At 64.4% G+C, this 25899-nt stretch carries 23 protein-coding genes and 1 pseudogene; 14 read left to right on the top strand and 10 right to left on the bottom strand.

Annotated elements, in window-relative coordinates:
- The first annotated feature begins 109 nt into the window (after positions 1 to 109).
- From FJ527_RS24210 to FJ527_RS24195, 4 genes are read left to right on the top strand one after another with little or no spacing between them, the layout of a single operon-like run.
- Positions 110 to 991, top strand: coding sequence for a branched-chain amino acid ABC transporter permease (locus tag FJ527_RS24210; RefSeq protein ID WP_140615272.1), 882 nt, complete (start codon positions 110 to 112; stop codon positions 989 to 991).
- Positions 988 to 1950, top strand: coding sequence for a branched-chain amino acid ABC transporter permease (locus FJ527_RS24205; protein WP_140824214.1), 963 nt, complete (start codon positions 988 to 990; stop codon positions 1948 to 1950). Before FJ527_RS24210 ends, FJ527_RS24205 begins: the two co-directional genes overlap by 4 nt.
- A complete protein-coding gene (locus FJ527_RS24200; protein ID WP_140615268.1) occupies positions 1947 to 2672 on the top strand; it encodes an ABC transporter ATP-binding protein in 726 nt (241 codons plus the stop codon). Before FJ527_RS24205 ends, FJ527_RS24200 begins: the two co-directional genes overlap by 4 nt.
- Complete coding sequence (locus FJ527_RS24195) at positions 2669 to 3391, top strand: ABC transporter ATP-binding protein (protein WP_140615266.1); 723 nt, start codon at positions 2669 to 2671, stop codon at positions 3389 to 3391. Before FJ527_RS24200 ends, FJ527_RS24195 begins: the two co-directional genes overlap by 4 nt.
- Here FJ527_RS24195 and FJ527_RS24190 read toward each other — a convergent pair whose 3' ends face one another.
- Both FJ527_RS24190 and pncA read right to left on the bottom strand, forming a co-directional pair.
- A complete protein-coding gene (locus FJ527_RS24190; protein ID WP_181166466.1) occupies positions 3392 to 4774 on the bottom strand; it encodes a sodium:proton antiporter in 1383 nt (460 codons plus the stop codon). It lies immediately after the preceding gene.
- A gap of 66 nt (positions 4775 to 4840) precedes the next feature.
- Positions 4841 to 5455 (bottom strand): bifunctional nicotinamidase/pyrazinamidase, encoded by a 615-nt coding sequence (gene pncA / locus FJ527_RS24185; protein ID WP_140824212.1) that lies wholly within the window; start codon positions 5453 to 5455, stop codon positions 4841 to 4843.
- Between the two features lie 325 nt (positions 5456 to 5780).
- Here pncA and FJ527_RS24180 point away from each other — a divergent pair, with 325 nt between their 5' ends.
- From FJ527_RS24180 to FJ527_RS24155, 6 genes are read left to right on the top strand one after another with little or no spacing between them, the layout of a single operon-like run.
- Positions 5781 to 6635, top strand: coding sequence for a xanthine dehydrogenase family protein subunit M (locus tag FJ527_RS24180; RefSeq protein ID WP_140615445.1), 855 nt, complete (start codon positions 5781 to 5783; stop codon positions 6633 to 6635).
- On the top strand, positions 6632 to 9385 hold the full coding sequence (locus FJ527_RS24175) for a molybdopterin-dependent oxidoreductase (RefSeq protein ID WP_140824211.1): 2754 nt from the start codon (positions 6632 to 6634) through the stop codon (positions 9383 to 9385). Before FJ527_RS24180 ends, FJ527_RS24175 begins: the two co-directional genes overlap by 4 nt.
- The gene (locus tag FJ527_RS24170) at positions 9382 to 10923 is read left to right on the top strand and encodes a 6-hydroxynicotinate reductase (protein WP_140824210.1); all 1542 of its coding nucleotides are present in this window, start codon (positions 9382 to 9384) and stop codon (positions 10921 to 10923) included. Before FJ527_RS24175 ends, FJ527_RS24170 begins: the two co-directional genes overlap by 4 nt.
- Positions 10923 to 11807, top strand: coding sequence for a UPF0280 family protein (locus FJ527_RS24165; RefSeq protein ID WP_140711733.1), 885 nt, complete (start codon positions 10923 to 10925; stop codon positions 11805 to 11807). Before FJ527_RS24170 ends, FJ527_RS24165 begins: the two co-directional genes overlap by 1 nt.
- Positions 11800 to 12384 carry an amino acid synthesis family protein gene (locus FJ527_RS24160; protein WP_140824209.1) on the top strand — a complete coding sequence of 195 codons (585 nt, stop codon included), beginning with the start codon at positions 11800 to 11802 and terminating at the stop codon, positions 12382 to 12384. The genes FJ527_RS24165 and FJ527_RS24160 overlap by 8 nt, the downstream gene beginning before the upstream one ends.
- The gene (locus FJ527_RS24155) at positions 12381 to 12842 is read left to right on the top strand and encodes a MarR family transcriptional regulator (protein ID WP_140660160.1); all 462 of its coding nucleotides are present in this window, start codon (positions 12381 to 12383) and stop codon (positions 12840 to 12842) included. The genes FJ527_RS24160 and FJ527_RS24155 overlap by 4 nt, the downstream gene beginning before the upstream one ends.
- 273 nt (positions 12843 to 13115) lie before the next feature.
- On the opposite strand, the gene FJ527_RS24150 is transcribed toward FJ527_RS24155, so the two are convergent.
- From FJ527_RS24150 to FJ527_RS24140, 3 genes are read right to left on the bottom strand one after another with little or no spacing between them, the layout of a single operon-like run.
- Entirely contained in the window at positions 13116 to 14084 is a 969-nt protein-coding gene (locus tag FJ527_RS24150; protein ID WP_015314453.1) for a substrate-binding domain-containing protein, read from the bottom strand.
- Positions 14081 to 15394 (bottom strand): ABC transporter permease, encoded by a 1314-nt coding sequence (locus FJ527_RS24145; RefSeq protein ID WP_140660159.1) that lies wholly within the window; start codon positions 15392 to 15394, stop codon positions 14081 to 14083. Before FJ527_RS24145 ends, FJ527_RS24150 begins: the two co-directional genes overlap by 4 nt.
- Positions 15391 to 16977, bottom strand: a complete 1587-nt coding sequence (locus FJ527_RS24140) for a sugar ABC transporter ATP-binding protein (RefSeq protein WP_140824208.1) — start codon at positions 16975 to 16977, stop codon at positions 15391 to 15393. The genes FJ527_RS24145 and FJ527_RS24140 overlap by 4 nt, the downstream gene beginning before the upstream one ends.
- 221 nt (positions 16978 to 17198) lie before the next feature.
- Here FJ527_RS24140 and FJ527_RS24135 point away from each other — a divergent pair, with 221 nt between their 5' ends.
- Positions 17199 to 18218, top strand: a complete 1020-nt coding sequence (locus tag FJ527_RS24135; protein WP_015314450.1) for a LacI family DNA-binding transcriptional regulator — start codon at positions 17199 to 17201, stop codon at positions 18216 to 18218.
- A 47-nt stretch (positions 18219 to 18265) separates the two neighbouring features.
- Here the strand turns inward: FJ527_RS24135 and FJ527_RS24130 are convergent, their stop codons facing one another.
- The 4 genes from FJ527_RS24130 to FJ527_RS24115 all read right to left on the bottom strand — a co-directional run bounded on the left by FJ527_RS24130 (position 18266) and on the right by FJ527_RS24115 (position 22208).
- The gene (locus FJ527_RS24130; RefSeq protein ID WP_140824207.1) at positions 18266 to 19060 is read right to left on the bottom strand and encodes an inositol monophosphatase family protein; all 795 of its coding nucleotides are present in this window, start codon (positions 19058 to 19060) and stop codon (positions 18266 to 18268) included.
- Between the two features lie 76 nt (positions 19061 to 19136).
- Positions 19137 to 20138 (bottom strand): LLM class flavin-dependent oxidoreductase, encoded by a 1002-nt coding sequence (locus FJ527_RS24125; RefSeq protein WP_140824206.1) that lies wholly within the window; start codon positions 20136 to 20138, stop codon positions 19137 to 19139.
- Complete coding sequence (locus tag FJ527_RS24120; RefSeq protein ID WP_140824205.1) at positions 20135 to 20968, bottom strand: arylamine N-acetyltransferase; 834 nt, start codon at positions 20966 to 20968, stop codon at positions 20135 to 20137. The genes FJ527_RS24125 and FJ527_RS24120 overlap by 4 nt, the downstream gene beginning before the upstream one ends.
- A 70-nt stretch (positions 20969 to 21038) precedes the next feature.
- Positions 21039 to 22208 (bottom strand): AI-2E family transporter, encoded by a 1170-nt coding sequence (locus FJ527_RS24115; RefSeq protein ID WP_015314446.1) that lies wholly within the window; start codon positions 22206 to 22208, stop codon positions 21039 to 21041.
- Between the two features lie 302 nt (positions 22209 to 22510).
- Here FJ527_RS24115 and FJ527_RS24110 point away from each other — a divergent pair, with 302 nt between their 5' ends.
- Together FJ527_RS24110 and FJ527_RS24105 are read left to right on the top strand one after the other, a co-directional pair.
- Positions 22511 to 23077, top strand: coding sequence for a carboxymuconolactone decarboxylase family protein (locus FJ527_RS24110; protein ID WP_140824204.1), 567 nt, complete (start codon positions 22511 to 22513; stop codon positions 23075 to 23077).
- A gap of 94 nt (positions 23078 to 23171) precedes the next feature.
- Positions 23172 to 24008 (top strand): helix-turn-helix transcriptional regulator, encoded by an 837-nt coding sequence (locus FJ527_RS24105; protein WP_140824203.1) that lies wholly within the window; start codon positions 23172 to 23174, stop codon positions 24006 to 24008.
- Between the two features lie 49 nt (positions 24009 to 24057).
- Here FJ527_RS24105 and FJ527_RS24100 read toward each other — a convergent pair.
- Positions 24058 to 25111 (bottom strand): annotated as a pseudogene (locus FJ527_RS24100) (LLM class flavin-dependent oxidoreductase).
- Positions 25112 to 25450: 339 nt separating this feature from the next.
- Between FJ527_RS24100 and FJ527_RS24095 the strand changes: the two are divergent.
- Entirely contained in the window at positions 25451 to 25879 is a 429-nt protein-coding gene (locus tag FJ527_RS24095) for a DUF6481 family protein (protein ID WP_015314444.1), read from the top strand.
- Positions 25880 to 25899: the final 20 nt, after the last annotated feature.

The raw sequence follows: 25899 nt of genomic DNA, 5'->3' as shown, positions 1-25899 counted from the left end.
CGCGTTGATGATTGGCGAAACCAGCGAGGACATCCAATCTCCCCCCTTGCGGGGGAGATGCCCGGCAGGGCAGAGGGGGGTGCCTCGCGCATCCGTTGGTGCATAACAAATGCACTTTGGACCCCACCTTCTCCTCGCAACCCTTGAAGGCCTCGTCACCTCGGCCGTGCTGGCGCTGACGGCGTTGGGCTTGTCGCTGGTGTTCGGCGTCATGCGTGTCGTCAACGTCGCCCATGGCGAGTTCTTCATGCTGGGCGCCGTGCTTGCCTGGGCGATCACATCGGCAATTGGCGGCCATCCGGCTCTTGGCTTCCTGGCGGCGCTGGTGATCGCGCCGCTGATCGTCGGCGCCATCGCGCTGGTCGCCGAACGGCTGGTGCTGAGCCGGCTCAACTACAATCCGGAAGCCACCATCGTCGCCACCATCGGCATGCTCTACATCATCCAGCAGCTGGCGCTGACCTTCTATGGCCCCGAAGCGCGGCCCGTGGAGCCGCCGTTCAGCTATCGCATCCTTCTGCCGTGGTTCGGCTATTCCGGCTACAAGCTGTCTATCATCGCCGCATCCGCTCTTCTGCTGATCGCGACATGGCTGGTGCTGACGCGCACCAGGATCGGCCTCATCATGCGTGCCACGCAGTATGACAGCGAGACGGCGCAGGCCTTCGGCATCCCGGTCGGCCGCGTCTATGGCGGCGTTTTCGCGCTCGGCGCCATGCTGGCGGCGATCGCCGCGGTGCTGATCGTGCCGATCAGCCAGGCGCACTACCTGATGGGGCAGGATCCGCTGCTCTTGTCCTTCATCGTCGTCATCATCGGCGGCCTCGGCTCGTTGCGCGGCACGGTCGTCGCCGCCGTGCTGATCGGCCTCTCCGACGGCATCATTTCGATGTTCTTCTCGCCGACGCTGGCCAAGATCATCGCCACGCTGCTGGTCGCCATGGTGCTGGTGTTCCGGCCGCAAGGCCTGTTCGGGACGGCATCGCGATGAGCGAAGCTTCGCCGGCAAAGGCCTATGCGCTGCATCTCGGCGTGATTGCCCTGCTCTTCATGCTGAGCTTCCTCTTGCCGGACTATTACCACGGCCTGCTCGCCCGCATCATGGTGCTGGCGGTCTTCGCCATGGGCTACAACATGCTGTTCGGCTATGTCGGCCTGCTCAGCCTTGGCCATGCGATGTTCTTCGGCGCCGGGCTTTACGGCGCCGGCCTTGCCGTCATCCAGCTCGGCTGGAGCGTGCCTCTGGCGTTCCTCGCCGGCCTTGCCTGCGGCGCGGCGTTGGCGCTGGTGATCGGCCTCCTGGCGCTGCGCACCACGGGCGTGGCCTTCATGATCGTCACCATGATGTTCGCGCAGGTGTTTTATCTGGCCATCCTCTATTTCGCGGCCTGGACCGGCGGCGATCAGGGTCAGGTCGTGCCGCAGCCGGCGCGTGTCCTCAATCTCGGCGCCACCTCGCTCGATCTCACCAACCCGACCGTACGCTACATGACGGCGCTCGGCTTGTTTTCGCTCGTGCTGCTGATCACGCTTGCCGTCGTCCGGTCCAGATACGGTCGCGTGCTGATCGCGATCCGGGAGAATGAGGAACGCACGAAGATGCTGGGCTACGACACCTTCTCCAACAAGCTTGCCGCCGTTATCGTCTCCGGCACGATCTGTGCGGCGTCCGGCGCCGCCTACGCGCTGCTGTTCGGCTATGTCGGGTCGAGTTTCGCCTCGGTACAGTATTCGATCCTGCCGCTGCTGTGGGTGCTGCTCGGCGGTGCGGCCACAACGCTTGGACCACTGATCGGCACGCTGTTCATGTACTATGTCATCGACGTCACCAGCGGCTACACGTCGGCCTACCTGCTGATCGTTGGCATGGCACTCATTCTGCTGGTGCTGTTTTTCCCGAAAGGCATTCTCGGCACCATCCGCCAGCGCTGGCTTGGATGGCTGCCATGACGCCGCTGCTGACCACCAAGGGCCTGTCGCGCAGCTTCGGCGGCCTGCGTGCGGTCGACAATGTCGACTTCACCCTGATGCCGGGCGAGATCCGCGCCGTCATCGGTCCGAACGGCGCCGGCAAGACAACCTTCGTCAGTCTGATCAGCGGCCGCATCCAGCCGTCTTCGGGAGCGATCGTCTTCGACGGTGCCGACATCACCGGCCTGCCGACCTATGCCAGGGTCCGCCGGGGCATCGCCTACACCTTCCAGATCACCAGCGTCTTTGCCAACCTCAGCGTCTATGACAATGTCGCGCTGCCGGTGCAGCTCACGCTCAGCGATCGCCGCTCGAAGGCTGAGCTGCGTGCCGGCGTCATCTCTGCGCTTGAACGTACAGGGCTGGCCGACCGCACCCATATGCCGGCCGGGCAATTGTCCTACGGCCATCAACGATTGCTCGAAGTGGCGATGGGCCTGGCGCTGAAACCGCGCCTGCTGATCCTCGACGAGCCGACGCAAGGTCTGGCCGACAGCGAGATCGACAATTTCATCGAACTCGTGCGCGACATCGCCAAGAGCGCCACCGTGATGCTGATCGAGCACAACATGCCGGTCGTGATGCAGCTTGCCGATCGCATCACCGTCTTCAACGCCGGCAGGATCCTGGCCGAGGGCACGCCCGAGGCGATCCGCGAGAACGCCGCGGTTCAGGAAGCCTATTTGGGAACGGCGCCATGACGGAGGCGAGCACGGTCGAAGCGCTGACGATTTCCGGGCTCGATTGCTTCTATGGCGCGGTCCAGGTGCTCTATGGGCTCGACCTGGTGCTGAACAAGGGCGAGGTGCTGTGCCTGTTCGGGCGCAACGGCGCCGGCAAGACGACGACGCTGAAGGCGATCATGGGCCTGGTTCCCGCGCGCGCCGGCTCGATCAGGCTCGCAGGGCAGGAATTGACCGGCCTGCCGGCGCATGAAGTGCCGAAGGCCGGTGTCGCCTACGTGCCGCAGGGCAGGCGGCTGTTCGCCGAGATGACGGTGGCCGAAAACATCGAGATCGGGCTGATGGCGCGCGGCAAAGGCAAGGCGACGCGCGAGAACGTTCTCGACCTCTTCCCGCTGCTGCGTCAGCGGCTGCGGCAGCGCTCGGGCACCTTGTCCGGCGGCGAGCAGCAGATGCTGGCCATGGCGCGCGCGCTTTGCCTTGAGCCGCAGGTGCTTTTGCTCGACGAACCGACCGAAGGGTTGATGCCGTCGATGATCGCCAGGATCCGCGACACGGTGTCGAAGCTGCGCGAGATGAATGTTTCCACCATCCTGGTCGAGCAGCGGGTCGATGCCGTGCTGTCGGTCGCCGATCGTGTCTGCTTCATCGAAAACGGCCGCAACCGCGAGACGGTCGATGTCGAGGCCCTGCGCGTCGACCCCTCGGCGGTCCGGCGCTATGTCGGCGTGGGCTGATCAACCGAAAAACAGAAAACCCGCGACCAAGAAGGTCGGTACCAGCACCAGCCCGGACCACAGCATGTACCCAAAGAAGCCCGGCATCTTGACGCCGCGATGTCTGGCAATCGCATAGACCATGAAGTTGGGTGCGTTGCCGATATAGGTGTTGGCGCCCATGAACACGGCGCCGGCCGAGATTGCGGCAAGCGTCGAGGCGAACTCCGTCATCAGGTGGCGAGGATCGCCGCCCGCCAGCTCGAAAAACACCAGGTAGGTCGGTGCATTGTCGAGGAAGGACGACAATGCACCGGTCAGCCAGAAATAGGCGAGGTCGTTGGGCGTGCCTTGCGCCGAGGTGACGAGCGCGACCAGCGGCGCCAGCGCACCGTTGTGGCCGGCCCTCAAAATGGCGACGACCGGGACGATGCAGATGAAGATGCCGGCGAACAGTTTGGCCACTTCCGCGATCGGACCCCAGTTGAAGCCGTTCGCCTCGCGGTGGCTCTTGTAGGAGAGCGGAAGCGATAGCAGGGCCAGCGCGAGGATGATCGCGTCGCGGACCAGGTTCTGCAGTTCGAGACCGACGCCGAACACGGAAAAACTCACGCCCGGCTTCCACGCCGCCGACAGCAGGATGGCCCCGATCACGCCGGCCAGCAGCGGGAGGTTGGCCAGGCCGCGCAGGCGCACCTTCGTATCGGGTGTCGGATCCTTGATCTTCGGTGCGCCGGCCTCGCGCCGGTGCAGGATGAGGTCGATCGCCAGGAACGCCGCCAGCACGACGACGCCAACGAACAGCGTCTCCCGGTAGAGGTTGGTGGTCGTCCAGAAGAAATCGACACCGCGCAGGAAGCCGACGAACAGCGGGGGGTCGCCGAGCGGCGTCAGCGAGCCGCCAATGTTGGACACCAGGAAAATGAAGAAGATGACGACATGGGCATTGAAAGGCCTGTTGTCGTTGGCGCGCAGGATCGGCCTGATCAGGATCATCGAGGCGCCCGTCGTTCCGATCACAGAGGCCAGCAGCGCCCCGACGATCAGCAGCCCGGCATTGACCAGCGGTGTGCCGTGGATGTTGCCGGCAAGCAGGATGCCGCCTGAAATCGTATAGAGCGCAAACAGCAGGACAATGAACGACATGTATTCGGTGAGCAGCGCGTGCAGCACTGCCTCGGTTGCCGCGGGAGCACCGAAGGCAGTCGCGAGCGGCACGATCACCAGCGCCGCCCACAAGGCCGCGATCTTGCCGTAGTGGTGTTCCCAGACATGGTGGAACAGCAGCGGACCGGTCGCGATCGACAACAGCAGCCCGGCAAACGGCAAGGCCCACCACAGCGACATCGCGCCGCCAGGCAGGCCGTGCTCTTCGGCCGCGAAGGCCTGGGCTGGCAACAGCATCGCGACGATGAGCGCGCCGCCCGCCCCGGTCGCTATCGGCAAGTATCCCCTTCTACCCCCCACGAGTCAGCCCGAAGTGTGATCTTCGAGCGTCACGCCGGCATCGCGCATCTTCGCCAGCATTGTCTCGAGCGATCCGTTGAGATCGATGCCACGGCAGGCATCGAGCCTGACCGTGGTTCTAAACCCTTGTTTGACCGCATCCAGCGCCGAGAAGGCGACGCAGAAATCGGTCGCCAGGCCGACCAGGGTCAGTGTGTCGATGCCGCGCTCCCGCAGATAGGCGGCGAGCCCCGTGGGCGTCGCGTGATCATTCTCGAAGAAGGCGGAATAGCTGTCGATGGCGGAGCGAAAGCCTTTGCGGATGACGAGTTCGGCCTTGGTCCAGGCAAGTCCGGAATGGAAATCCGAGCCGAGACTGCCCTGGATGCAATGGTCCGGCCACAGCGTCTGCGGACCATAGGGCATCTCGATCGTCGAATAGGACTGCGATCCCGGATGGCTGGAGGCGAAGCTGGAATGGCCGGCGGGGTGCCAGTCCTGTGTCAGCACGACATGGTCTGTTCGCCGGATCATGTCATTGACCAGCGGCACGATCTCGTCGCCGCCGGCAACGGCCAGCGCGCCGCCCGGGCAAAAGTCGTTCTGCAGGTCGATGACAACGAGCGCTTCGTCGGCCATGGGCTTCCTTCCTGTCAGGCTGGGGTCGGGCTCCGAACGAGGCACCCGGCGAAAGAAAAAGCCGCTGGCGCGACTGGAGGAGAAACTTGACCAGATGGCGGTCCGCGTCAACCTCCAGCGGCATAACAAATGCGTGGCGATGCCAGCCGGACGTATGCCGGCGCAAACTCTGGCTTTGACAATTTCCGCCGTCTTGATATCATTTGCATACGAATGAATTTACCGGTCGAGGCCGGTAAAGACTTCCTTGGGCAAGCGCCTCGGGAGGGCCAGTTCGGGCAAAGCCCATTTTATTGGGAAGGCCCACCTTATTCGGAAGGAAAGCGTGATCCGTTACGCGAAACCCACCACGGTCGACGAAGCGCTCGCGCTGCTTGGCGGGGGCGTCTGGCGTATCCTTGCGGGCGGTACGGATTTCTATCCGGTGCAGGGCAGCAAACCATTTCGTGACAATGTCCTCGACATCAACGGCCTGACAGCGCTGCGCGGCATCGCCGAGACCGGCAGCCACTGGATCATCGGCGCGCGCACGACATGGACCGACATCATCCGCCATCCCTTGCCACCGGCCTTCGAGGCGCTGAAACAGGCCGCGCGGGAAGTGGGTTCACCACAAATCCAGAACGTCGCCTCGGTCGCCGGCAATCTCTGCAACGCCTCGCCGGCCGCCGACGGTGTGCCGGGGCTGCTGGTCCTTGATGCCGAGGTCGAGCTGCGCTCGGCGGCGGCGACGCGCCGTCTGCCCTTGTCGGCGTTCATCCTCGGCAATCGCCGTACGGCCTTGCGGCCTGGCGAGATGCTGACGGCCATCCACGTGCCGAAGCCCGCCGGCACATCGGCCTTCGTCAAGCTCGGGGCGCGGCGCTATCTCGTTATTTCCATTGCCATGGTGGCGGTGCGTCTGGTTGCCGAGAATGGCACCGTCGCGCAGGCGGCCGTCGCCGTCGGCTCGTGTTCCGCCGTGGCGAGGCGGCTTGCCGGTGTCGAGGCGGCGCTGCGCGGGCTTCCCCTGGACGCCGGGCTTGTTGCCGCGGTCAGGTCTGCGCCGATGGCTGAGCTGCAGCCGATCGCCGACGTGCGCGGCAGCGCCGAATACAGGCTCGACGCGGTGCGCGAGATCGTTGCGCGCGCCGCGCTTGAGGCCGCGGGCAAGCCCACGGACGACAAGGTGGCCGCATGAGCATGGAACGCGCCGATATCGCCTTCGCGGTCAATGGCGCCGCCGTCTCGGTCAACGTGCCACCGCTGCGCCGGCTGTCCTCGGTGCTGCGTGACGAATTGCGGCTGACCGGAACAAAGGTCGGCTGCGACGCCGGCGACTGCGGCGCCTGCACGGTGCTGGTCGACGGCGCTCCCGTCTGCGCCTGCCTGATGTCGGCGGCCTCCGCTTCCGGCACTATGGTGACGACGGTCGAGGGCCTCGCCAATGGGCGCCTGTCGGCGCTGCAAGCCTCGTTTCTGGCGCATGGCGCCGCGCAATGCGGCATCTGCACGCCGGCGCTGCTGGTCGCGGCTTCAGCGCTGCTGGACACGAAACCCAGGCCGACCGAGACCGAGGTACAGGATGCGTTGGGCGGCATCCTCTGCCGCTGCACCGGCTACCGCAAGATCATCACCGCGGTGATGGAGGCTTCCCTCCAGACCGCGAGCCTGGACTTCCGTCTGCCTCGGTCCGGCCAGGCCATCGGCGCGTCGCCGGTCAGGCTCGACGGTGTGCCAAAGGTGACCGGTGCCGAGAAATTCGGCGGCGATTCCTTTCCGGCCGACGCGCTTGCGGTGCTGGTGATCCGCTCGCCGCATCATCATGCCGGCTTCGCCTTCGGCGACATCGATGGCTGGGCAAGCAGCCATCCCGGTATCAAGGGTGTTTTCACGGCAGCCGATATCCCGGGAAAAAACTGTTTCGGCGTTATCGGCCCGTTCGCCGACCAGCCGGCGTTGGCCGAGGGCTTTGCCCGGCTTCGCGGCGAGGCTGTCGCGCTGGTCGCCGGCGAACGCGAGGCGATCCTTGATCTCGATCTGTCGGATTTCCCTGTCCGCTGGATCGAACTGCCGCATGTTCTCCAGCCCGGTGATGCGCAGGCCGAAGGTGCGGCGCTGATCCATGAAAACCGCCCGGCCAATTTGCTGACCAAGGGCTTCGTCGAACGTGGTGATCCCGAGTCGGCACTTGCCGATGCGGCGTTCATCGCGAGCGATACGATCGACACCTCCTATGTCGAGCACGCCTATATCGAGCCGGAAGCCGGCTATGCATATCTCGACGGCGACACGCTCGTCGTCGTCGCCTGTACGCAGGCGCCTTACATGGATCGTGACGACACGGCGAAAGTGCTCGGCCTTGCCGTCGACAAGGTGCGCATCGTGCCGACCGCGACCGGCGGTGGCTTTGGCTCCAAGCTCGACGTTTCCCTGCAGCCGCTGATCGGCCTTGTCGCGCTGAAGACCGGGCGGCCCGCGGCCCTCGCCTACACCCGCAACGAATCCATGATGTCGACCACCAAGCGCCATCCGGCGCGGATGAAGGCCTCCGTCGGCGCGGATGCCGAGGGCCATGTCACCGGTATGATCTTCGAAGGCGATTTCAACACCGGCGCCTATGCGAGCTGGGGGCCGACGGTCGCCAACCGCGTGCCGGTGCATGCCTCCGGTCCTTATTTCACGCCGAATTACCGCGCCGAGGGCCGCGCCATCCACACAAATGGGCCGATTGCCGGTGCCTTCCGTGGCTTCGGCGTGCCGCAGGCCACGATCATGCAAGAGACGCTCTATGACGAGCTCGCCGGCAAATTCGGTATCGATCGGCTCGATTTCCGGCTGAAGAACTGCCTTCGGAACGGATCCGAAACGGTTACCGGGCAGGTCCTGGAGTCCGGAGTCGGCATCGCCGAATGCCTCGAAGCGTTGCGGCCGCATTGGGCGCGGGCGACAGCCGATGCCGACGCTTTCAACAGCGCCAACCTGGACAGGAAACGCGGCGTCGGCATCGCTTCGTGCTGGTATGGCTGCGGCAACACCTCGCTGCCCAATCCGTCGACCATCCGGGTCGGCATCGCGGCTGACGGCGCGGTTATCCTGCATCAGGGCGCGGTCGATATCGGCCAAGGGTCCAACACCGTCATCACGCAGATCTGCGCCGACGCGCTCGGCCTGCCGCTGGAAAAATTCCGGCTGAAGAGCGCCGATACGGCGATCAGTCCCGACGCAGGGAAGACCTCGGCCTCGCGCCAGACCTTCGTCACCGGCAAGGCGGCCGAGAAGGCGGGACGCGCCCTGCGCGAGAAGATCCTGCGCTTTGCCAATGTCTCGGACAAGGCTTCGCTTGAACTGGATGGCCCGGCGATCGTCATCCGCGAAGGCGAGGCGACACGAAGCATCGATCTTGCCGCGCTCGGCGTGGATACGGACGGCTTCGTCTTCCGTGCCGAGGAGACCTACGACCCGCCAACGCTGCCGCTCGATGCCAAGGGCCAGGGCAAACCCTATGCCGTCTATGGCTATGGCGCGCAGATCGCCGAACTTGAGGTCGACCTCAGGCTTGGCACGGTCAGGCTGATCAGGATCATCGCCGCGCATGACGTCGGCAAGGCGATCAACCCGCTGCTGGTCGAGGGCCAGATCGAGGGCGGTATAGCTCAGGGCATCGGCATGGCGCTGATGGAAGAATACATCCCCGGCCGCACCGAGAATTTGCATGACTATCTCATCCCGACCATCGGCGACGTGCCGCCGATCGAGACCATCCTTGTCGAGGTGCCCGATCCCGAAGGGCCGTTCGGCGCCAAGGGCCTGGGCGAGCACGTGCTGATCCCGACGGCGCCGGCGATCCTCAATGCCATTCGTCACGCCACCGGCGTGCTGGTCACCAAAGTGCCGGCAACGCCAAGCCGCATCCTGGCGGCCATCCGCGAGAAGGAGGCACGCGCATGAGCGAGCTTGCCGAGCGTTTCGAAACCCATGATCCCGGCGAGAAGCTGGTGGCGGAAAAGATCCGCTGCGACGCCTGTCCCGTCATGTGCTACATCGCTGACGGACGCACCGGCGCCTGCGACCGCTATGGCAATATCGCGGGCCGCATCGTGCGCATGGACCCGCTGACCATCCTCGACCATGCGGCCGAGACCGGGGCCGCCATGGTGCCCTTTGTCGCCGAGGGCGAGCAGTGGGATGGCGAACTCATCAACACCGGCCGCCGCTTCGTCACCGCAATCGGCGCCGGCACAACCTATCCCGACTACAAGCCCGCTCCCTTCATCGTCAGCCAGGAAGTGGAAGGCGTCGATCTCGTCACCGTGGTGACCGAAGGCATCTTCTCCTATTGCGGCGTCAAGGTGAAGATCGATACCGACCGTCATATCGGACCCGAAACAGCTGTTGTGCGGGCTGAGGGCGAAGCCATCGGCCATGTCACGACGGGAGAATATGGCTCGCAGATGCTGTCGCTGGGCGGCGTGCATCATCTGACCGGCGGCTCCAAGGCGGAAGGCCGCGCCACCTGCGACGCGCTGCTCAACCTGTGCAACCGCAAACCGGTGGAACTCACCATCGACGGCGGCGCCACGGTCATTGTCGAAGCCGGCAAACCACCCGTCATCGACGGCAAGCAGGAACATCGCATGCGCGTCGGCTGCGGCTCGGCCACCATCGGCATGTTCGCCACGCAATGGCGCGGGCTGGTCGACGAGGTGGTGGTGGTCGACGACCACATTACCGGCGTCGTTTCCGAACACCAGGCCGGCAAGGTGCTGGGCTGGCAGGATACCGGTATCAAGATCGTCGGCCGCCGCTCGACGCCGGGCCGCTATTTCAAGGTCTCCGAGCCCGGCCTCGGCTGGGGGGGCACCAGCATTTCAGATCCGCTGTCGATCCTCGGCGAATGGAACGCCAAGAAGGGCGCGCGGCCGGGCCTGTCGCTGCTGATGGTTTCGACCACCGGCGAGCAGTTCGCCTATTACGAGCTCGACGACGACTTGAAACCGGTCGAAAAACCGTTTCCGGAGCGGCTGCAAAAATCGGTCAACCTGATCGAGGACAATTGCGAGCCGGCTTTGTGCACCGTGCTGTTCATCGGCGGCGCCGGCGGGTCACTGCGTGCCGGCGTCACCGAAAACCCGGTCAATCTCACCCGTTCCGTGCAAGGCCTGAAAACCTACGTCACCGTCGGCGGCGCGCCGGTCTATGTCTGGCCGGGTGGCGGCATCACGCTGATGGTCGATGTCACCAGGGTTCCGCCAGGCGCCTTCGGCTACGTGCCGACGCCGGCGCTCGTGGCGCCGATCGAGTTCACGCTGCGCCGCGACGACTATGTCAGGCTTGGCGGCTACGAGGCCGAAATCCGCAGCGTCGCGGATATTGTCGCCAAGGGCGGGGAGTACCTCAATCCCCGGCGCGGCACGGGTGCCCTGGCCAGCAATCCATGGCCGCCGCTGGCGCAGTTGCGCCGCGCGGGCTCGGATGGGGCCGGCTGATGGAGGGCCCGCAAGCGCATTGGCTGCAGGATGGCAAGCGGCTGCATCTCAACCATGGGCCGATCGACCTGATCGTCGAGGCCTTTGGCGAGGCTGACGAGTGTCGCGCCGCCTATGCCCAAGCCGTCGCGCGCTTCCAGACGATCCTGATCGAGTTGGTCGAGGAGCTTCCCGAACTGCGCCTCCCGGCATTTTTCTTGGCGCCGCGAACCTTCACCGGCCCGACGGCGCGCCGCATGGAAGCAGCCGTCATGCCCCTGGCGGAATGCTTCATCACGCCGATGGCCGCCGTCGCCGGATCGGTAGCCGACGAAATGCTTGCCGCGTTGCTTGCCGGCCGCAAGCTCGACCGCGCCTATGTCAACAATGGCGGCGACAGTGCCCTCCATCTCGACAAGGCCACGTCGATTGGCTTGGTGGTCGCCGGCACCGGCAACGGCATGGCCGACCGGATCACGATCCGCGCGCAAGATGGGGTGCGTGGTGTCGCAACCAGCGGCTGGCGTGGCCGCTCCTTCTCGCTTGGCATTGCCGATGCCGTCACCGTGCTCGCGCGCACCGGCGCCGAGGCAGATGCGGCGGCGACGCTTATCGCCAACGCCGTCGACCTGCCCGGCAATCCCGCCATCAGGCGCACTCCCGCAAGCGACCTGTCGCCCGACAGCGATCTTGGCGCACGGCTGGTGACACAAGGCGTCGGCACGCTTGCCTCTGGCGAGGTGGCGCGGGCGCTGGACAATGGCCTCGCCGTCGCCGAAGATTTTCGCCGGCGCGGCCTGATTGCCGCATCGGCGCTGTTTCTCGGCGGGGAGGCCCGCATCAGTGGCTCCGTTGCACTCGGCCCGCCCAACAAGCATGAACCGGAGGAAGTTGCCCATGCCTGAGTTTCCGATCCGCAAGATCGCGGTGCTGAGCGAAGAGATTTTTCACGACGGCGGACCGGTCGCGGCGGTGCCGCGCCGGCGTGCCGCCGCCATGGCGGTGGTCAAGAACCCTTTCGTCGGGCGCTATGTCGAGGAGCTGCAGAGCGCCATGGACGATCTGAAGCCGCTCGGCCTGCTGCTTGCCGACCGGCTGATCGCGGCGCTCGGCGGCGACGTGAAACAGATCGACGGCTACGGCAAGGGCGCCATTGTCGGCAGCTCCGGCGAGCTGGAACACGGCGCGCTGTGGCATGTACCCGGCGGTTACGCGATGCGCGAGCGGCTGGGCGATGCCAAGGCGATCGTGCCTTCGGCCAAGAAGGTCGGCGCTTTCGGATCAAAGCTCGACGTACCGCTCGGCCACATCAACGCCGCCTATGTGCGCAGCCATTTCGACGCCATGGAGGTCGGCATCAGCGACGGCCCGCGTCCTGACGAGATCCTGTTCTGCCTCGCCATGACCTGTGGCCCGCGCATCCACAACCGCATGGGTGGCCTCGCTGCGGATGACATAAAAGCCTGGGACGGGCTGCGGTGAGCGGCGAGGACAACCTGCTCAAGCTGGTCGAGACCGAAGAGGCCGACGATCACGACTACCTCCTGCAGGAACAGGTCGGCTTCATCCTGCGCAAGGCGCACCAGCGCCATGTCTCGATCTTCGCCGCCCGTATCGCCGATCTGACGCCGCCGCAATTCGCCGCACTGGCCAAGCTGCGCGATGTCGGCGAGACCTCGCAGAACCAGCTTGGCACGTTGATCGCCATGGATGCCGCGACGGTGAAGGGCGTCATCGACCGGCTGAAGGCGCGTGGCCTGGTCGAGCTGTCCCGGCATGAGGTCGACAAAAGGCGGCTGCTGGTCAATCTGACGGCCGAGGGTCGCGACGCGATCGAGCGGCTGATCCCGCTTGCCCGGGAAATCACACAGGAAACGCTGGCGCCGCTCACGAACAAGGAAATCGCCACCTTCATGAAGCTGCTGGCGAAGCTGGCGTAGAGCGCGGCGAGGTCCTTCCTCTCCCTCCGGAGGGAGGAGAGGTGGCGCTGCAAAGCAGCGACGGAATGGCGGAACCACTTGGCAACCGCCGCCGACGGATATTGAAAGAGTACCAGGGCGCAAGAATCTTCCTGCACGCGCCAAGGGTCGACCCCCACTCCGTCGAGCTGCGCTCGACACCTCTCCCCCGATCGACGGGGGAGAGGAAAGTGCCAAGCTGTCCCTCGGACGAAGAACCTGGACCTTGGGCCGGCGCTTATCTCCGGCGAAAACTCACAGGCCGTTGTCCTTCAGCACCTGGGCGGCGTTTTCCTTGGTGATCTTCTGCGTCGGCAAGGTGATGGTCTTTTCCACCTTCTCGCCGTTGAGGAACTTGATCGCCTGGCGCAAGCCTTCCGCGCCTGGGGTCACATAGGTGAAGGTCGCCGTCAGCTCGCCCTTGTTCACCATCTGCACGCCTTCGTTGGGCAGGCCGTCGATGCCGATGAACTTGATGTCCTTCTCGCGGCCGACATCCTTGGCGGCCAGATAGGCACCGTAGGCCATCGGGTCGTTGTGGCCGTAGACGAGATCGATCTTCTCGTTGGTCTTCAGCGCGTTGGCCATCAGATTGTAGGCTTGGTCCTGCTTCCAGTCGCCCGACTGCTGGTCGAGCAAATATTTGATGCCCGGTTCCTTGTCGGTGAATTCATGGAAGCCGTCATGGCGGTCATGCGCCGGCTGGGTGCCCATGCCGCCCCAGATCTCGACGACATTGCCCGCTGCCTTGCCCTTGCCGCCGAGCAGTTCGACGGCGTATTCGCCGGCCGCGCGGCCGATCAGCTTGTTGTCGCCGCCGACGAACTGCGTGTAGTCCTTGGTGTCGACATTGCGGTCGAGCACGAAGACCGGGATCTTGGCGTCGATCGCCTGCTGCACGACGCCGGTCAGGCCGGCGGATTCTTTCGGCGAGACCAGCAGCGCGTCGACTTCCTGGCGGATCAGGTTCTCGACGTCGGCGACCTGTTTCTCCGTCTTGTCCTCGCCGTCGGTGATGATCAGCTCGACCTCCGGATGCTTGGCGGCCTCGGCAATGATGTCCTTGTTGAACTGGGCGCGCCAGGGCTCGATGGTGGTCACCTGCGAGAAGCCGATCTTCCACTTCTTGTCCTGGGCGAAAGCATGGCCGGTGGAGAGCAGTGCCGTGGTGGTCAGCAATGCCGCGCCGAGTGCGGCAAGCTTCAGCATGTCACGTCGTTTCATTTCTTGTTTCCTCCGAGATTGAGAGACGGTGTCTCTTGCGACGGCCGTTTTGCGGCGGCCGTTTCCTTGTGCGCCGCCCCGGGCAGGCGCAGATAGGCCATGAGATCGCCGGCATTGCGCTCCTGCACGAGCACGGTGCCGATGATGATCATCCCCTTCAGCACCAGCTGAAGGTTCGAATTGATGTTGTGGAGCTGCAATATGTTGGACAGCAGCCCGAAGATCAGCACGCCGCAGAAGGTGCCTGTCAGGCTGCCGCGTCCGCCCATCAGGCTGGTGCCTCCGATGACCACGGCCGCGATGGCGTCGAGTTCCAGCCCGGCGCCGGCATCCGGCTTGCCTTGCCGGTACTGCGCCACGTAGAGCACCGCGGCGATTCCGGCGAGCAGGCCTGATATGGCATAGGTGGCGATCTTGACGCGGCCGGCGGCGATGCCGGAGAGCCTGGCCGCCTCCTCGTTGCCGCCGATCGCATAGACATAGCGGCCGAAGGGCGTGAAGCGCAGCACCGCGCCATAGATGACAATGGCGCCGAGGAAGAACAGGCCGGGCATCGGGATGACGCCGAACACCAGCGAGCGCAGCAGCTCGAAATCGGCGGTTGCGTTGGAACCGGTATAGACCGGCAGCACGGCATTGTTCTGGCCGGCGGTGAGCCGGGCGATGCCGAGCGCCGTCACCATCATCGCCAGCGTGACGATGAACGGCTGCAGCCGCCCGCCAACGATGATGAAACCGTTGATGGCGCCGAACAGCAGGCCGACGCAGGGCGCCACCAGCAGCACGCCGAGAACGCCGAATTTGGGCTCGATCTGCGGCAACAGGTACCACAGCGAAAGACAGCACAGGACGACGCCGACGGTTGCCGGCGTGACCAGCCCGCGAACGGTGTCCAGCCTGACATCGCGAACGGCGGCATCCGCGCCGGCGCGGGACTTCTCCACATTGAGGAAGATGAAGCGCGTGACGACGAAGCCGAGGCACAGCGCGACCAGCGCGACGGTCGGCACGCCCAGCACGACACCGGGCGTCACGCCCGGAACCGTCAGCAGCATGGCGCACACCACCGAGCAGATGGCCATCAGCGAACCGACGGAAAGGTCGATGCCGCCGGTGATGATCACCGCGGTCATGCCGGTGGCGATCAGCCCGGTGGTCGACACCTGGCGCAGCACGTCGAGCAGATTGCCGTAGGACAGAAAGATGTTGTTGCCCTTGGAACTCACCGGCGAACCCAGCACGCCGATCAGGAAGATGGCGATCAGGCCCCAGTAGAGCTTGGTGCGGGACAGGAGTTTCAGTGCGGTCATGCGGCGGGTCTCGATAGGGTCCGGCGCGGTGCCGCGAGGCGCATGATCGCCTCCTCGCTCGCCGCGCCGCGCGAAAGGATGCCTGTCTGGCGGCCGTCGGCCATCACCAGGATGCGGTCGGAAAGATGCAGCAATTCCGGCAGCTCGGAGCTGATGACGGCGATGGCCAGGCCATCGCGCGCCAGCCGGAAGATAAGGTCGTAGATTTCGCGCTTGGCGCCGACATCGATGCCGCGCGTCGGCTCGTCGAGCAACAGCACCCTGGGCCTGGTCGCCAGCCACTTGCCGATGACGACCTTCTGCTGGTTGCCGCCCGACAGCGTGCCGGCAGGCTGGTCGATGTCCCGGCAGCGGATGCCGAGCGCCTTGACCGCCTGCCGCGCCAGCCCCTGCTCGCCGGCCAGCGAGCGGATGCCGAAGCGCGCCAGCGCGCCGACCAGCGGCAGCGCCACATTGTCCGATATCGAGGCCTGCAGGTGCAGGCCCTGCGTCTTGCGGTCCTCGGTCACCAGCGCGATGCCGAGGCGTCTTGCATCGCGCGGCGAGCGGATATCCACTGGCTGGCCGTCGAGCCGGATCTCGCCGCCGGCACGGCCATCGCTCGAGCCGAAGATCGCTTCCATGATCTCGGTGCGGCCTGAGCCCAGCAACCCGCCAATGCCGAGGATTTCTCCGGCGGCCAGATCGAAGCTGACGCCGCCGACCACCTGCCGCCAGCCCTGGCGGTCGGGCTTCGACAGCGACAGGTCGCTGACCGAAAGCACGGTCCTGCCGCCGGGATCCCGCTCACCTTGGGAGGATGCGAGCAGGTCCCGTCCGACCATCGCCGAAATGATGGCGTTTTCGTCGAGTTCGGCCATCGGCCGCGTCAGCACATGGCGTCCGTCACGGAAGACGGTGACGCGACCGGCCAGATGCATCACCTCGTCGATGCGGTGCGAAATGTAGACGATGGCGACGCCGCTATCGGCAAGCTGGCCGATGATGCGGAACAACCGCTGGCATTCGGCCGGCGACAGGGCCGAGGTCGGCTCGTCCATGATCAGGATGCGCGCCGACATCGACAGCGCCTTGGCGATCTCGACCAGTTGCTGTTCGCCGACACGCAAGGCACCGACGCGAGCGTCCGGATCGAGTTCGATGCCGAGCCGCTGCAGGAGGGCGCTTGCCGCGCGGCTGCTCGCCTTGCGGTCGACGATCAGCCCGGCGATCAGCTTTTCACGGCCAAGAAAGATGTTGTCGGCGACGCTGAGCTCCGGCACCAGGTTGAGTTCCTGGTGGATGATGGCGATGCCGGCATCCTCGGCGTCGCGCACGCCGGCGAAGCCGACCGGCCGGCCATCGACGCGGACCGTGCCTTCATAGCCGGTATAGACGCCGGAGAGGATCTTCATCAGCGTCGATTTGCCGGCGCCGTTCTCGCCCATCAGGGCATGGACCTCGCCGCGTCGCAGTTCGAAGCCGACATCGACGAGCGCGGCGATGCCGCCAAAGCTCTTGGAAATGTGCTCGGCGCTCAGAACGATGTCCGGCCGATCCGATGCCGCATTGCGCGTCGAAGAAGGGGAACTGCTCTCTTGCATGACAATGGCGGCCTCCCTTCCGTCGTCGTCAACTCCAGGCAAACGCTAATCTAAACGTTTCGATAGTGTCAAGCCGATATCAGGTGCCAGAAGTTTGATGCATTTCGATTCTTGCTTAAAAAGACAGGATTCCGTAGGTATTGGCGGCAGAGGGGTGACGAAACGTTTCGAAAATGACAGCGTCAGGGCGAAAAAAACAGCGCAAATCCACCGCGCCCACCATGCTTCACGTGGCGGAGGCCGCGCGTGTCTCGGTCGCCACCGTGTCGGCGCTGATCAATGGTACGGCGACCGTCAGCCCGGAACTCAGCCAGCGTATCGAACAGGCAATCCGCGATATCGGCTACAAGCGCAACGCCATCGCTCGCAGCCTGAAGATGGGCACGACCCGCACCATCGGCCTGACCGTTCCGCACATCACCAACCCGTTCTTCACCGCCGTCGTTTCGGTGATCCAGCAGGCCTTCGACCGCGCCGGCTATGCCGTCATGCTGTGCTGCACTGACGAGGATTTGAACACCCAGGACGACCAGATCAGGCTGCTGCTCGACCGCATGGTCGACGGGCTTATCGTGGCCCGCGTCGGTGGCGGCGCGATCCTCGAGCGGATCGTCGTCGACGCCAATGTGCCGGTCGTGTTGCTGGACCGTCTGTGCGAGGGTGTGGACACCGACGCCGTGGTTCTCGACAACCAGCGCGCGGTGTTCGACGCCATCAGCTATCTGATCAATCTCGGCCATCGGCGGATTGGCTACATTACCGGCACCTCGGATATTTCACCCATGCATGACCGGATGACCGGATATTGCGAGGCGCTCCAGGCCGCCGGCTTGCCGGTGGCCGAGGAACTGGTTCGTTCCGGCAATTTCCACGAGATCGACGGCTACAACGCGACCATGCAGCTGCTGTCGCTGCATGAGCGGCCAAGCGCCATCTTCTCGGCCAACAACCCGATGGTGATCGGCACGATGAAGGCGATCCGCGACATCGGCCTGTCCTGTCCGGAGGACATTTCGGTAGCCTGCTTCGACGATTTTCCCTGGTCCGACGTGTTCCAGCCGCAACTGACGACGGTGGCGCAGCCGGTGCAGGCGATCGGCGAACAGGCGGCCAATCTGCTGCTCGACCGTCTCGCCGGCAACAGGGACGCGCCGCCACGCAAGCTCGTCCTCAAGGGCCGTTTGATGATCCGCAATTCATGCCGCCCGCTGGGGACAGTGGTGCAGAGCGTGAGCGCCTGAGCATGCCGAAAGTGTGAAGCGGTTTTCGGGCAATTCTCGGGATTTGATCAGGGCGTGAAGACACCGGAACACAGTTCCTGCAGCTTCGAAAAGACGCCTTTGCCGCCGGTGATAATCTGTGTCCCTCTCTGCAGCACTGTCTTCGGATCCGCCTTCAGCACAGTGCCGCCGGCCTCCTCGATCAGCAGCATGCCGGCGAGGCAGTCCCAAGGGTTCATGTGTTCCTCCACATAGCCAAGCAGCCGGCCCGAGGCGACATAGGCAAGCATCAGCGCGCCTGACGCGTTGCGGAAGAAGACGCCGCCCTCGGCCAGGATCTTCTTGATCAGCACGGCGATGTTCTCGGCTTCGGCCCGGTTTGAGAAGCCGGTGCCCACCGAGCCCTCTTGCAGGCTGGTGGCCGCACTCGTTTTGATCGGCCTGCCGTTGACGAAGGCGCCGCCGCCCAGCCTTCCGTGGAAGGTCTCGCCGGTCGACGGCTCGTGGATGACGCCGACGATCGTCTCGCCATTTCTTGCGCAAGCGATCACCACGCACCAGGCCGGAATGCCGCGTACGAAATTGGCGGTGCCGTCGATGGGGTCTATGACCCAGGCATGGCCGGTCGAGCCGGCGACCGAGGCGTGCTCTTCGCCGATAATGCCGTCTTGCGGATAGTCGGCGGCGATTGCCGCGCGGATGAACAGCTCGACCTCGCGGTCGGCCTGCGAGACAAGGTCCTGATGGCCTTTGCTCTCGATGGTCAGGCTGTCGAGATCGCGGAAATATTTCAGGCCGAGTTCGCCGGCCCGCCGCGCCAGGTCGATGGCAAACTGCTCGCGTCTATCGAGGTCATGGGGCAAGGCAAGGCTCGCAGTTGCGAAGGATACCCGCACTTAGCAGAGCATCGACGTCGGCAAAAGCTCCAGGCCGCCTGTTTCAGGCCGCTTGCGACAACGATCCGTGCGCCTCGGCCAAAATCTCGAAGGAGCGCACGCGGGCGGCGTGGTCCGATATCTGCGCCGTGACCATCAACTCGTCGGCGCCGGTGCGTCGCACGAACGCATCGATGCCTTGCCGGACTGTTTCCGGTGAGCCGACGACGGCGCAGGACAGCGCCTGGCTGAGCATGGACTTGGCCATCGGGTCGAGATCCCGGTCATAGTTCTCGACCGGGGGCGGCAATTTTCCGGGCCTGCCGGTGCGCAGATTGACAAAGGCCTGCTGCAGCGAGGTAAACAGCAGCCGCGCCTCTGCGTCGGTGGGTGCCGCGAAGACGTTGAGGCCGAGCATGACATGCGGCTTTTCGAGCTGCTCCGACGGCTGGAAGCGCGAGCGGTAGATGTCCAGCGCATGATCGAGTTCCGCCGGCGCGAAATGCGAGGCGAAGGCGTAGGGCAGGCCGAGCATGGCAGCGAGCTGCGCGCCGTAGAGGCTCGACCCGAGAATCCAGATCGGCACCGTCTGGCCCTCGCCGGGCACGGCACGCAGACGCTGGCCTTCCTCGGCCGGCAGGAAATAGCCCATCAGTTCGACGACATCCTGCGGGAAATTGTCGGCGCCGGCCTCGAGATTGCGGCGCAGCGCGCGCGCCGTGTTCATGTCGGTGCCGGGAGCGCGACCGAGGCCAAGGTCGATGCGGCCAGGAAACAGGGCGGCGAGCGTGCCGAATTGCTCGGCGATCACCAGCGGCGCATGGTTGGGCAGCATGATGCCGCCGGCGCCGACACGAATGGTTTTGGTGCCGCCGGCGACATGGGCGATGACGACCGATGTGGCCGCACTGGCGATCCCCGGCATATTGTGATGTTCGGCCAGCCAGTAGCGCTTGTAGCCCAGCCGCTCGGCGTGGCGGGCGAGATCGAGCGAATTGGCGAGCGATTGCGAGGCATCGCTGCCTTCGACGATCGGCGACAGGTCGAGAACGGACAGTTCGGTCATATACTGGTCTCCACGATCTTCTTCTCGCGCACCTGGGCCTCGAAGGCCTCGCGGTCGGGAATGGTGATGCCGAGCTGGCCTTCCAGCGTGTCGGCAAGTTCGGCGGCGGTGGCGATCTGCTTCTGCTCGGTGCGGCCATCGACGTGATGGATCGATAGGCGATCGCCGCGCAGCGCATAGCGCCGGTCGGGTGCGGCGCGGGCCGCTATGACGGAAGTGAGGAAATGCGATGCCGGGTTGTTCGACAGGAAGTAATTGGCGACGGAATAGTCGACCTCATAGTGCGGCTGCAGGTCGAAGCGATATAGCGAGCGCCAGTCGCCGCCGATCAAGGCCTGCAGGCGGAAATGATCGCCGGCCTCGACGATGCGAAATGTCTCGTGCGGCGTTTTTTGTTCCCGGCCGGGCTTCAGCAGCAGCGGCGCCGTAAGCGTCAGGCCGCCGAATCCGACGTCGGCGATATAGGTGTGGCCGTCAAGTTCGACGCGCAAAAGCATGTGGCTACGCGCCGTGATGGCGTCCTCGCTCTGACCCCAAAGCACACGCGCGGCAAGGCCGCCGACCTTGACGCCGAGCGCCTTCAGCGCGTGCATGAAGACGAGATTGTGCTCGAAGCAATAGCCGCCACGCCCACCAAGGACGATCTTGCCCTGCAGCGAGGCGACATCCAATCCGACCGGGCGTCCCAGAAACGGATCGATATTCTCGAACGGGATCGCCTGCGGATGCAGGAAATGGAGCGTCTTCAGCGTGTCGAGCGAAGCTTGTCCGGAACCGGCATGGCCGATCCGGGCGAAATAGGCGTCGAGGTCGAAGGGAACGTCATTCATCGGGAAGGGCACCGGGCACTGATCGGCCGGATATAGGCATTCGATCCCGCCGTCGCAAACCGTGCGCCGGTTATCCGGCTGCCGCGGCGTCCTGCTCGTCGGCTTCGTCCTCAACGACCGCCGTGTGTTGGGCGGCGAGAAAATTGCCGACATGGCTGAGGCTCTCGAAGTGATCGCAGAACACCTTGACGACGACCAGCAGCGGCACCGCCATCAGGGCGCCGACGAAGCCCCACAGCCATGACCAGAATGCGATGGCGATGAAGATCGCCACGGCGTTGATCTCGAGCCGCCGCCCGACCACCATCGGCGTCACGAACTGGCCTTCGATGATGTCGCACAAAACCAGGAAAGCAGGCGCCAACAGCGCATAGGCGATCGTGTCGAAGGTGATGAGCGCGATGACGGTGACCAGGACAAGCGTGATCATGGCCCCGACATAGGGCAGGAAATTGAGCAGGGCGGCCGCCGCGCCCCAGACCAACGGATTGGGCATGCCGAGCGCCCACAGGCCGAGGCCGATGACCGTGCCGAGGCCGGTGTTGATGATGGTGACGGTGAGCAGATAGTGCGAGATTTCCCGCTCGACGTCGTAGACGACGCGCAGCGCCCGCTTCTTTTCGGTGAGGCTGGCGAAGGACTGGATGATCTTCTCGTAGAACATCGTGCCCGAGGCGAGCAGGAACAGCGACAGCACGAAGATGATGGTCAGGCTTGTCCCAGCCGACAGGATGTTGCTCGCCGCCGACGAGAAGAAGCCGGACTGCGCTACCGCGACCTTTTGCACACCCGGTTCCTGCGATGTCTCGGTCAGCCCCTCGATCTGGTGCGCGATGTCCATGATCCTCTCGAGCGGCCGTCGCAACTGCGCCAATCGCTCGGTCAGCTGCTGGCCGATGGACGATGTGTTGTTGATGAGATCGATGACAGGCCCACTGAGCACATAGCCGGCGCTTGCGAAGACGAAGATGGACACAAGCACCAGAAGCGTCGCCGAAACCACTTCGGGAATGCCGCGCTTGCGCAGTAGCCGCACGATTGGGGTCAGCGTCAGCGCCAGCAGGAAGGCCAAGATGACCGGCATGAAAAAAGCGCGCGCGAAATAGAGCGCATAGACGGTCATGAACAGGAAGATACCGATGAGCAACGAGCGCATGAGACGCGTATCGGCACGCGCCGCCACTCGCGATTCTTCGGCTTCGGCAACGCCTGCGCCCAAAGCGGTGGGTTCGGCCTTCATCGCGATCCCCTCGGCGGGCACATCACAACTGATGCAATCCGCAGACGGAAACGCCAGCGCGGCTTCAAGGTTCCGTTAGCCGGCGCTGACGGCGTGGCCGCCTTCGAGCGGCGGCGCCGTCAATACAGCTCAAACCGACGGCTCGGCTGCAAGCGTTCCACGATTACATGCCGCGTAATTGAGTCCGGGCAGGTGGCGGGCCTAGTACGGGAGCAGGCCTTCGCAACCCAAGGGCTCGCAAGGCCGGCGCGGCGAGGATGTCGCCGGCAGATTCCGCCTTACCCCTGAAAGAGGACATCACGATGCAAAGATTTACCCTTCAAACAACCGAGTCGGCGCCGGAGAAATCCAGGCCCACGTTGAAGGCGCTTGAGGAGAAGTTTGGCTTTCTTCCGAACGTCATGGCGACGATGGCCAACAATCCGGTTCTCCTCAACGGTTTCGTCAGCAGCTTCGGCAGTTTCCACGGCGGAAGCTTCGACGAGATCGAAAAGCAGGTGCTGCTGCTGACCAACGCGGTCACCATCAAATGCCCCTGGACCGTCGCCGCGCATTCGACATTCGCCATCGAGGATGGGATTGCGGAAAGCGAAGTCAAGGCGATCCGGGATGGCAGGTTGCCGACGGACCCGAAATATGCGGCACTCTCGGCCTTGACGAGGGCGCTGATCGAAAACAAGGGAAACGTGAGTGACGCGGACATCGATGCGTTTACTTCGGCGGGCTATTCGAAAGCCCAGATCCTGGAAGTGGTAACCGGCGTCGGCGTCTCCACCATGGCGGCAACCACCACCAACATGGCCGGCACGCCGATCGAAGAGCGCTTCCAGCCGCAGGCATGGTCTCCCGCCGCCGCGATTGCCGCCTGACCCGACCGACGGCGCATGGATCTTCTGGTGCCATGCGCCGTCGCTGCGTGATTGCATCGCGTGTATCGTTCGAGGGACTGCGAGGACAGCGGGCATGAAGACCAACTCCAGAACGGCCATGACACCCGACCTGGGCACGCTCTTGCGTTACTGGCGCGATGTGCGTGGCAGAAGCCAGCTTGATCTATCCCTCGATACGGGCATTTCGCAAAGGCAGATCAGTTTCATCGAAAGCGGACGCAGCGTTCCCGGCCGTGAGACCTTGATGGCGATCGCGGGGGCGCTCGATGTCCCTTTGCGCGAGCGTAATGCCCTGCTTTTGGCGGCGGGCTACGCGCCGATGTTTTCCGAAGGCGCCTGGAACTCCATGGAAATGAAGAGCGTCACCGATGCCCTGACGCGCATCATGCGCCAGCATGAACCCTATCCGGCGCTGGTCATGGACCGGTACTGGAATGTGCTGATGACCAACGAAGCCGCACCGCTCTTCTTCGGCTGTTTCCTCGACATGGCCGCGCGCGAAGGGCCGCGCAACATGCTCCACCTCATGTTCGATCCCAAAGGCATGCGCCCGTTCGTCGCCAATTGGCCCGACGTGGCGCGGAGCCTGTTCGAGCGGGTCTATCGCGAATCCATCGGCCGCGTCGTCGACGAAAAGACCAGGGAGTTGCTGGCGGCGCTGCTCGCCTACCCGGACGTGAACAGCGATTGGAAAAATCCGGTGGCGATCGGCTTCATGCCGGTCATTCCGCTTGGCTTCATCAAGGACGGTCGCCGCCTGGACTACTTTTCGATGGTCACCACGGTCGGCACTCCCCAAACCGTCGCCGCCCAGGAACTGCGCATCGAGTGCCTGTTCCCAGCCGACGAGGCGACCGAAATCCATCATGCCGCGATGATGGATGCGGCCGTACACCGGGCAACGCGATAAGCATCCTCATCCAGGGCTCATGGAATGAGGCTCGCGGGCCTCCTTAAGTTCACGCGACAGGCGCCGCCACGGGCGGCGCGGATTTCGCGGTTTCCTTGCGCACGATCGGCGCCACCTTGGTGCCGTAGAGCTCGATCGCCTTCATGATCTTGGCGTGCGGCATGGTGCCGATCGCCATCTGCAGCAGGAAGCGGTCATTACCGAACACCCTGTGCTGGGTCACGATCTTTTCCGCCACCTGCTCCGGATTGCCGACGAACAGCGCGCCGTCGGGACCACGCGACTGGTCGAAATGCGCGCGCGATGTCGGACCCCAGCCGCGCTCACGGCCGATGCGGTTCATCACCTCGGCCTGGGGGCCGTAGAAGTCGTCCGCCGCCTGCTCGGTCGTGTCGGCGATGAAGCCATGCACGTTGATGCTGGTCGCCAACCCCGTCGGATCGCCGCCAGCGCGCTTGGCGGCCTCACGGTAGAGGTCGAACAGCGGCGCGAAGCGCGCCGGTTCGCCGCCGATGATGGCAAGCGCCAGCGGCAGGCCGAGCGCGCCCGCCCGAGCGGCCGATTGCGGCGTTCCGCCAATGGACCGGCAGCCTGTCCTGGAAGGGCCTGGGATAGACGCCGCGATCGTTGATCGGCGCGCGCAGCCTACCCGACCAGGTAACCTTCACCTGATCGCGGATGGCCAGCAGCAGGTCGAGCTTTTCGGCGAACAGCTCGTCATAGTCTTCGAGGTTGTAGCCGAATAGCGGGAAGGATTCGATGAACGAACCTCGCCCAGCCATGATCTCGGCGCGGCCGCCCGACAGAAGGTCGAGCGTGGAAAACTGCTGGAAAACGCGCACCGGATCGTCGGAGGACAATACCGTCACCGCACTGGTCAGCTTGATGCGCTTCGAACGCTCCGCCGCCGCGGCCAAAGCCACGACCGGTGCCGAGGCGGCATAGTCCGGCCGGTGGTGTTCGCCGAGGCCGAAGACGTCGAGCCCGACCTGGTCGGCAAGTTCGATCTCCTCGATCAGGTTGCGCAGCCGCTCATGCGGACCGATGGCGCCGGGACCCGGCACAGGGCTCACATCGGCAAAAGTGTAGAGGCCGAGTTCCATTTGGATGTCATCCCAGTGTGTTGATTGTTGCGCTAGGGTCGGATGATTTTAGCTCTGTTCGACCTGAAATCTGAATCCGACCCTAAATCGAAGAGATAGATAGAGCATGATATCGTCCGAAAACCGCTTTCCCCTTTTCGGCATCATGCTCCAGAGGTAGCGACGCGTCCGTCGCGCCGCCAGAGGCTGGCTGGTGAACAGTGCATGTCGATTTCGGCGGAAAATGCGTCTCCCGGGTGCAACATCCCGGAATTTCATGGCTGGCATGCCGTTTTGGCGCTTGAACTCCCGGTTTTCGCGCGTATGTAAGCGTCGCGAATAGACTTCAAGGAAGTGGACTTGGCTATCTACAGGGAAAAAGACATTTTCGAGCGGCGCAATGCCGCGACCGAGGCAAAGAAGGCGCTTCTGGAGCGCTTCAAGTCAAAGCCGGCAGCAGACGATCCCGCGGTGCTGGCACGACAGGCAGAACGCAAGGCGATCCTTGCGGCTCGTGAGATCCGCGAGGCCGAGAAGGCCAAGCTGAAACAGGAAAAGCTGGCACGCGAGGCGATTGAGAAAGCCGAGCGTGAGGCAGCAGCCGAAGCTGCGCGCATTGCCGCCGAAGAGGCAGCGCAAGCGGATGCCAAGCTTCGGGAAGCTGAAGAGAACGAGCGTATCGCTCGTTTGCTTGCCGATGAAGCAGAGCGCAAGGCAAAGCGCGACGCACGCTATGCGGCACGCAAGCAGCGCACCGGCAGGACACCGCCCGGCTTTACGGGTCGCTAACAGCGCACTCGCCTCGATGG

It is taken from the genome of Mesorhizobium sp. B2-4-18 (genome assembly GCF_006441385.1).
Lineage (GTDB): Bacteria > Pseudomonadota > Alphaproteobacteria > Rhizobiales > Rhizobiaceae > Mesorhizobium > Mesorhizobium australicum.
This window is presented reverse-complemented; position numbering and strand designations above follow the sequence as displayed.

Bases quoted from the DNA above. Each gene is read 5' to 3' on its own strand.
- FJ527_RS24125 (WP_140824206.1), bottom strand. From the start codon at position 20,138: ATGACCGAACTGTCCGTTCTCGACCTGTCGCCGATCGTCGAAGGCAGC.
- FJ527_RS24165 (WP_140711733.1), top strand. From the start codon at position 10,923: ATGGAGGGCCCGCAAGCGCATTGGCTGCAGGATGGCAAGCGGCTGCAT.
- FJ527_RS24190 (WP_181166466.1), bottom strand. From the start codon at position 4,774: ATGCTGTTGCCAGCCCAGGCCTTCGCGGCCGAAGAGCACGGCCTGCCT.
- FJ527_RS24170 (WP_140824210.1), top strand. From the start codon at position 9,382: ATGAGCGAGCTTGCCGAGCGTTTCGAAACCCATGATCCCGGCGAGAAG.
- FJ527_RS24175 (WP_140824211.1), top strand. From the start codon at position 6,632: ATGAGCATGGAACGCGCCGATATCGCCTTCGCGGTCAATGGCGCCGCC.
- FJ527_RS24135 (WP_015314450.1), top strand. From the start codon at position 17,199: ATGCTTCACGTGGCGGAGGCCGCGCGTGTCTCGGTCGCCACCGTGTCG.
- FJ527_RS24150 (WP_015314453.1), bottom strand. From the start codon at position 14,084: ATGAAACGACGTGACATGCTGAAGCTTGCCGCACTCGGCGCGGCATTG.
- FJ527_RS24140 (WP_140824208.1), bottom strand. From the start codon at position 16,977: ATGCAAGAGAGCAGTTCCCCTTCTTCGACGCGCAATGCGGCATCGGAT.
- FJ527_RS24120 (WP_140824205.1), bottom strand. From the start codon at position 20,968: ATGAATGACGTTCCCTTCGACCTCGACGCCTATTTCGCCCGGATCGGC.
- FJ527_RS24110 (WP_140824204.1), top strand. From the start codon at position 22,511: ATGCAAAGATTTACCCTTCAAACAACCGAGTCGGCGCCGGAGAAATCC.
- FJ527_RS24210 (WP_140615272.1), top strand. From the start codon at position 110: ATGCACTTTGGACCCCACCTTCTCCTCGCAACCCTTGAAGGCCTCGTC.
- FJ527_RS24145 (WP_140660159.1), bottom strand. From the start codon at position 15,394: ATGACCGCACTGAAACTCCTGTCCCGCACCAAGCTCTACTGGGGCCTG.
- FJ527_RS24160 (WP_140824209.1), top strand. From the start codon at position 11,800: ATGCCTGAGTTTCCGATCCGCAAGATCGCGGTGCTGAGCGAAGAGATT.
- FJ527_RS24105 (WP_140824203.1), top strand. From the start codon at position 23,172: ATGAAGACCAACTCCAGAACGGCCATGACACCCGACCTGGGCACGCTC.
- FJ527_RS24200 (WP_140615268.1), top strand. From the start codon at position 1,947: ATGACGCCGCTGCTGACCACCAAGGGCCTGTCGCGCAGCTTCGGCGGC.
- FJ527_RS24205 (WP_140824214.1), top strand. From the start codon at position 988: ATGAGCGAAGCTTCGCCGGCAAAGGCCTATGCGCTGCATCTCGGCGTG.
- FJ527_RS24115 (WP_015314446.1), bottom strand. From the start codon at position 22,208: ATGAAGGCCGAACCCACCGCTTTGGGCGCAGGCGTTGCCGAAGCCGAA.
- FJ527_RS24195 (WP_140615266.1), top strand. From the start codon at position 2,669: ATGACGGAGGCGAGCACGGTCGAAGCGCTGACGATTTCCGGGCTCGAT.
- pncA (WP_140824212.1), bottom strand. From the start codon at position 5,455: ATGGCCGACGAAGCGCTCGTTGTCATCGACCTGCAGAACGACTTTTGC.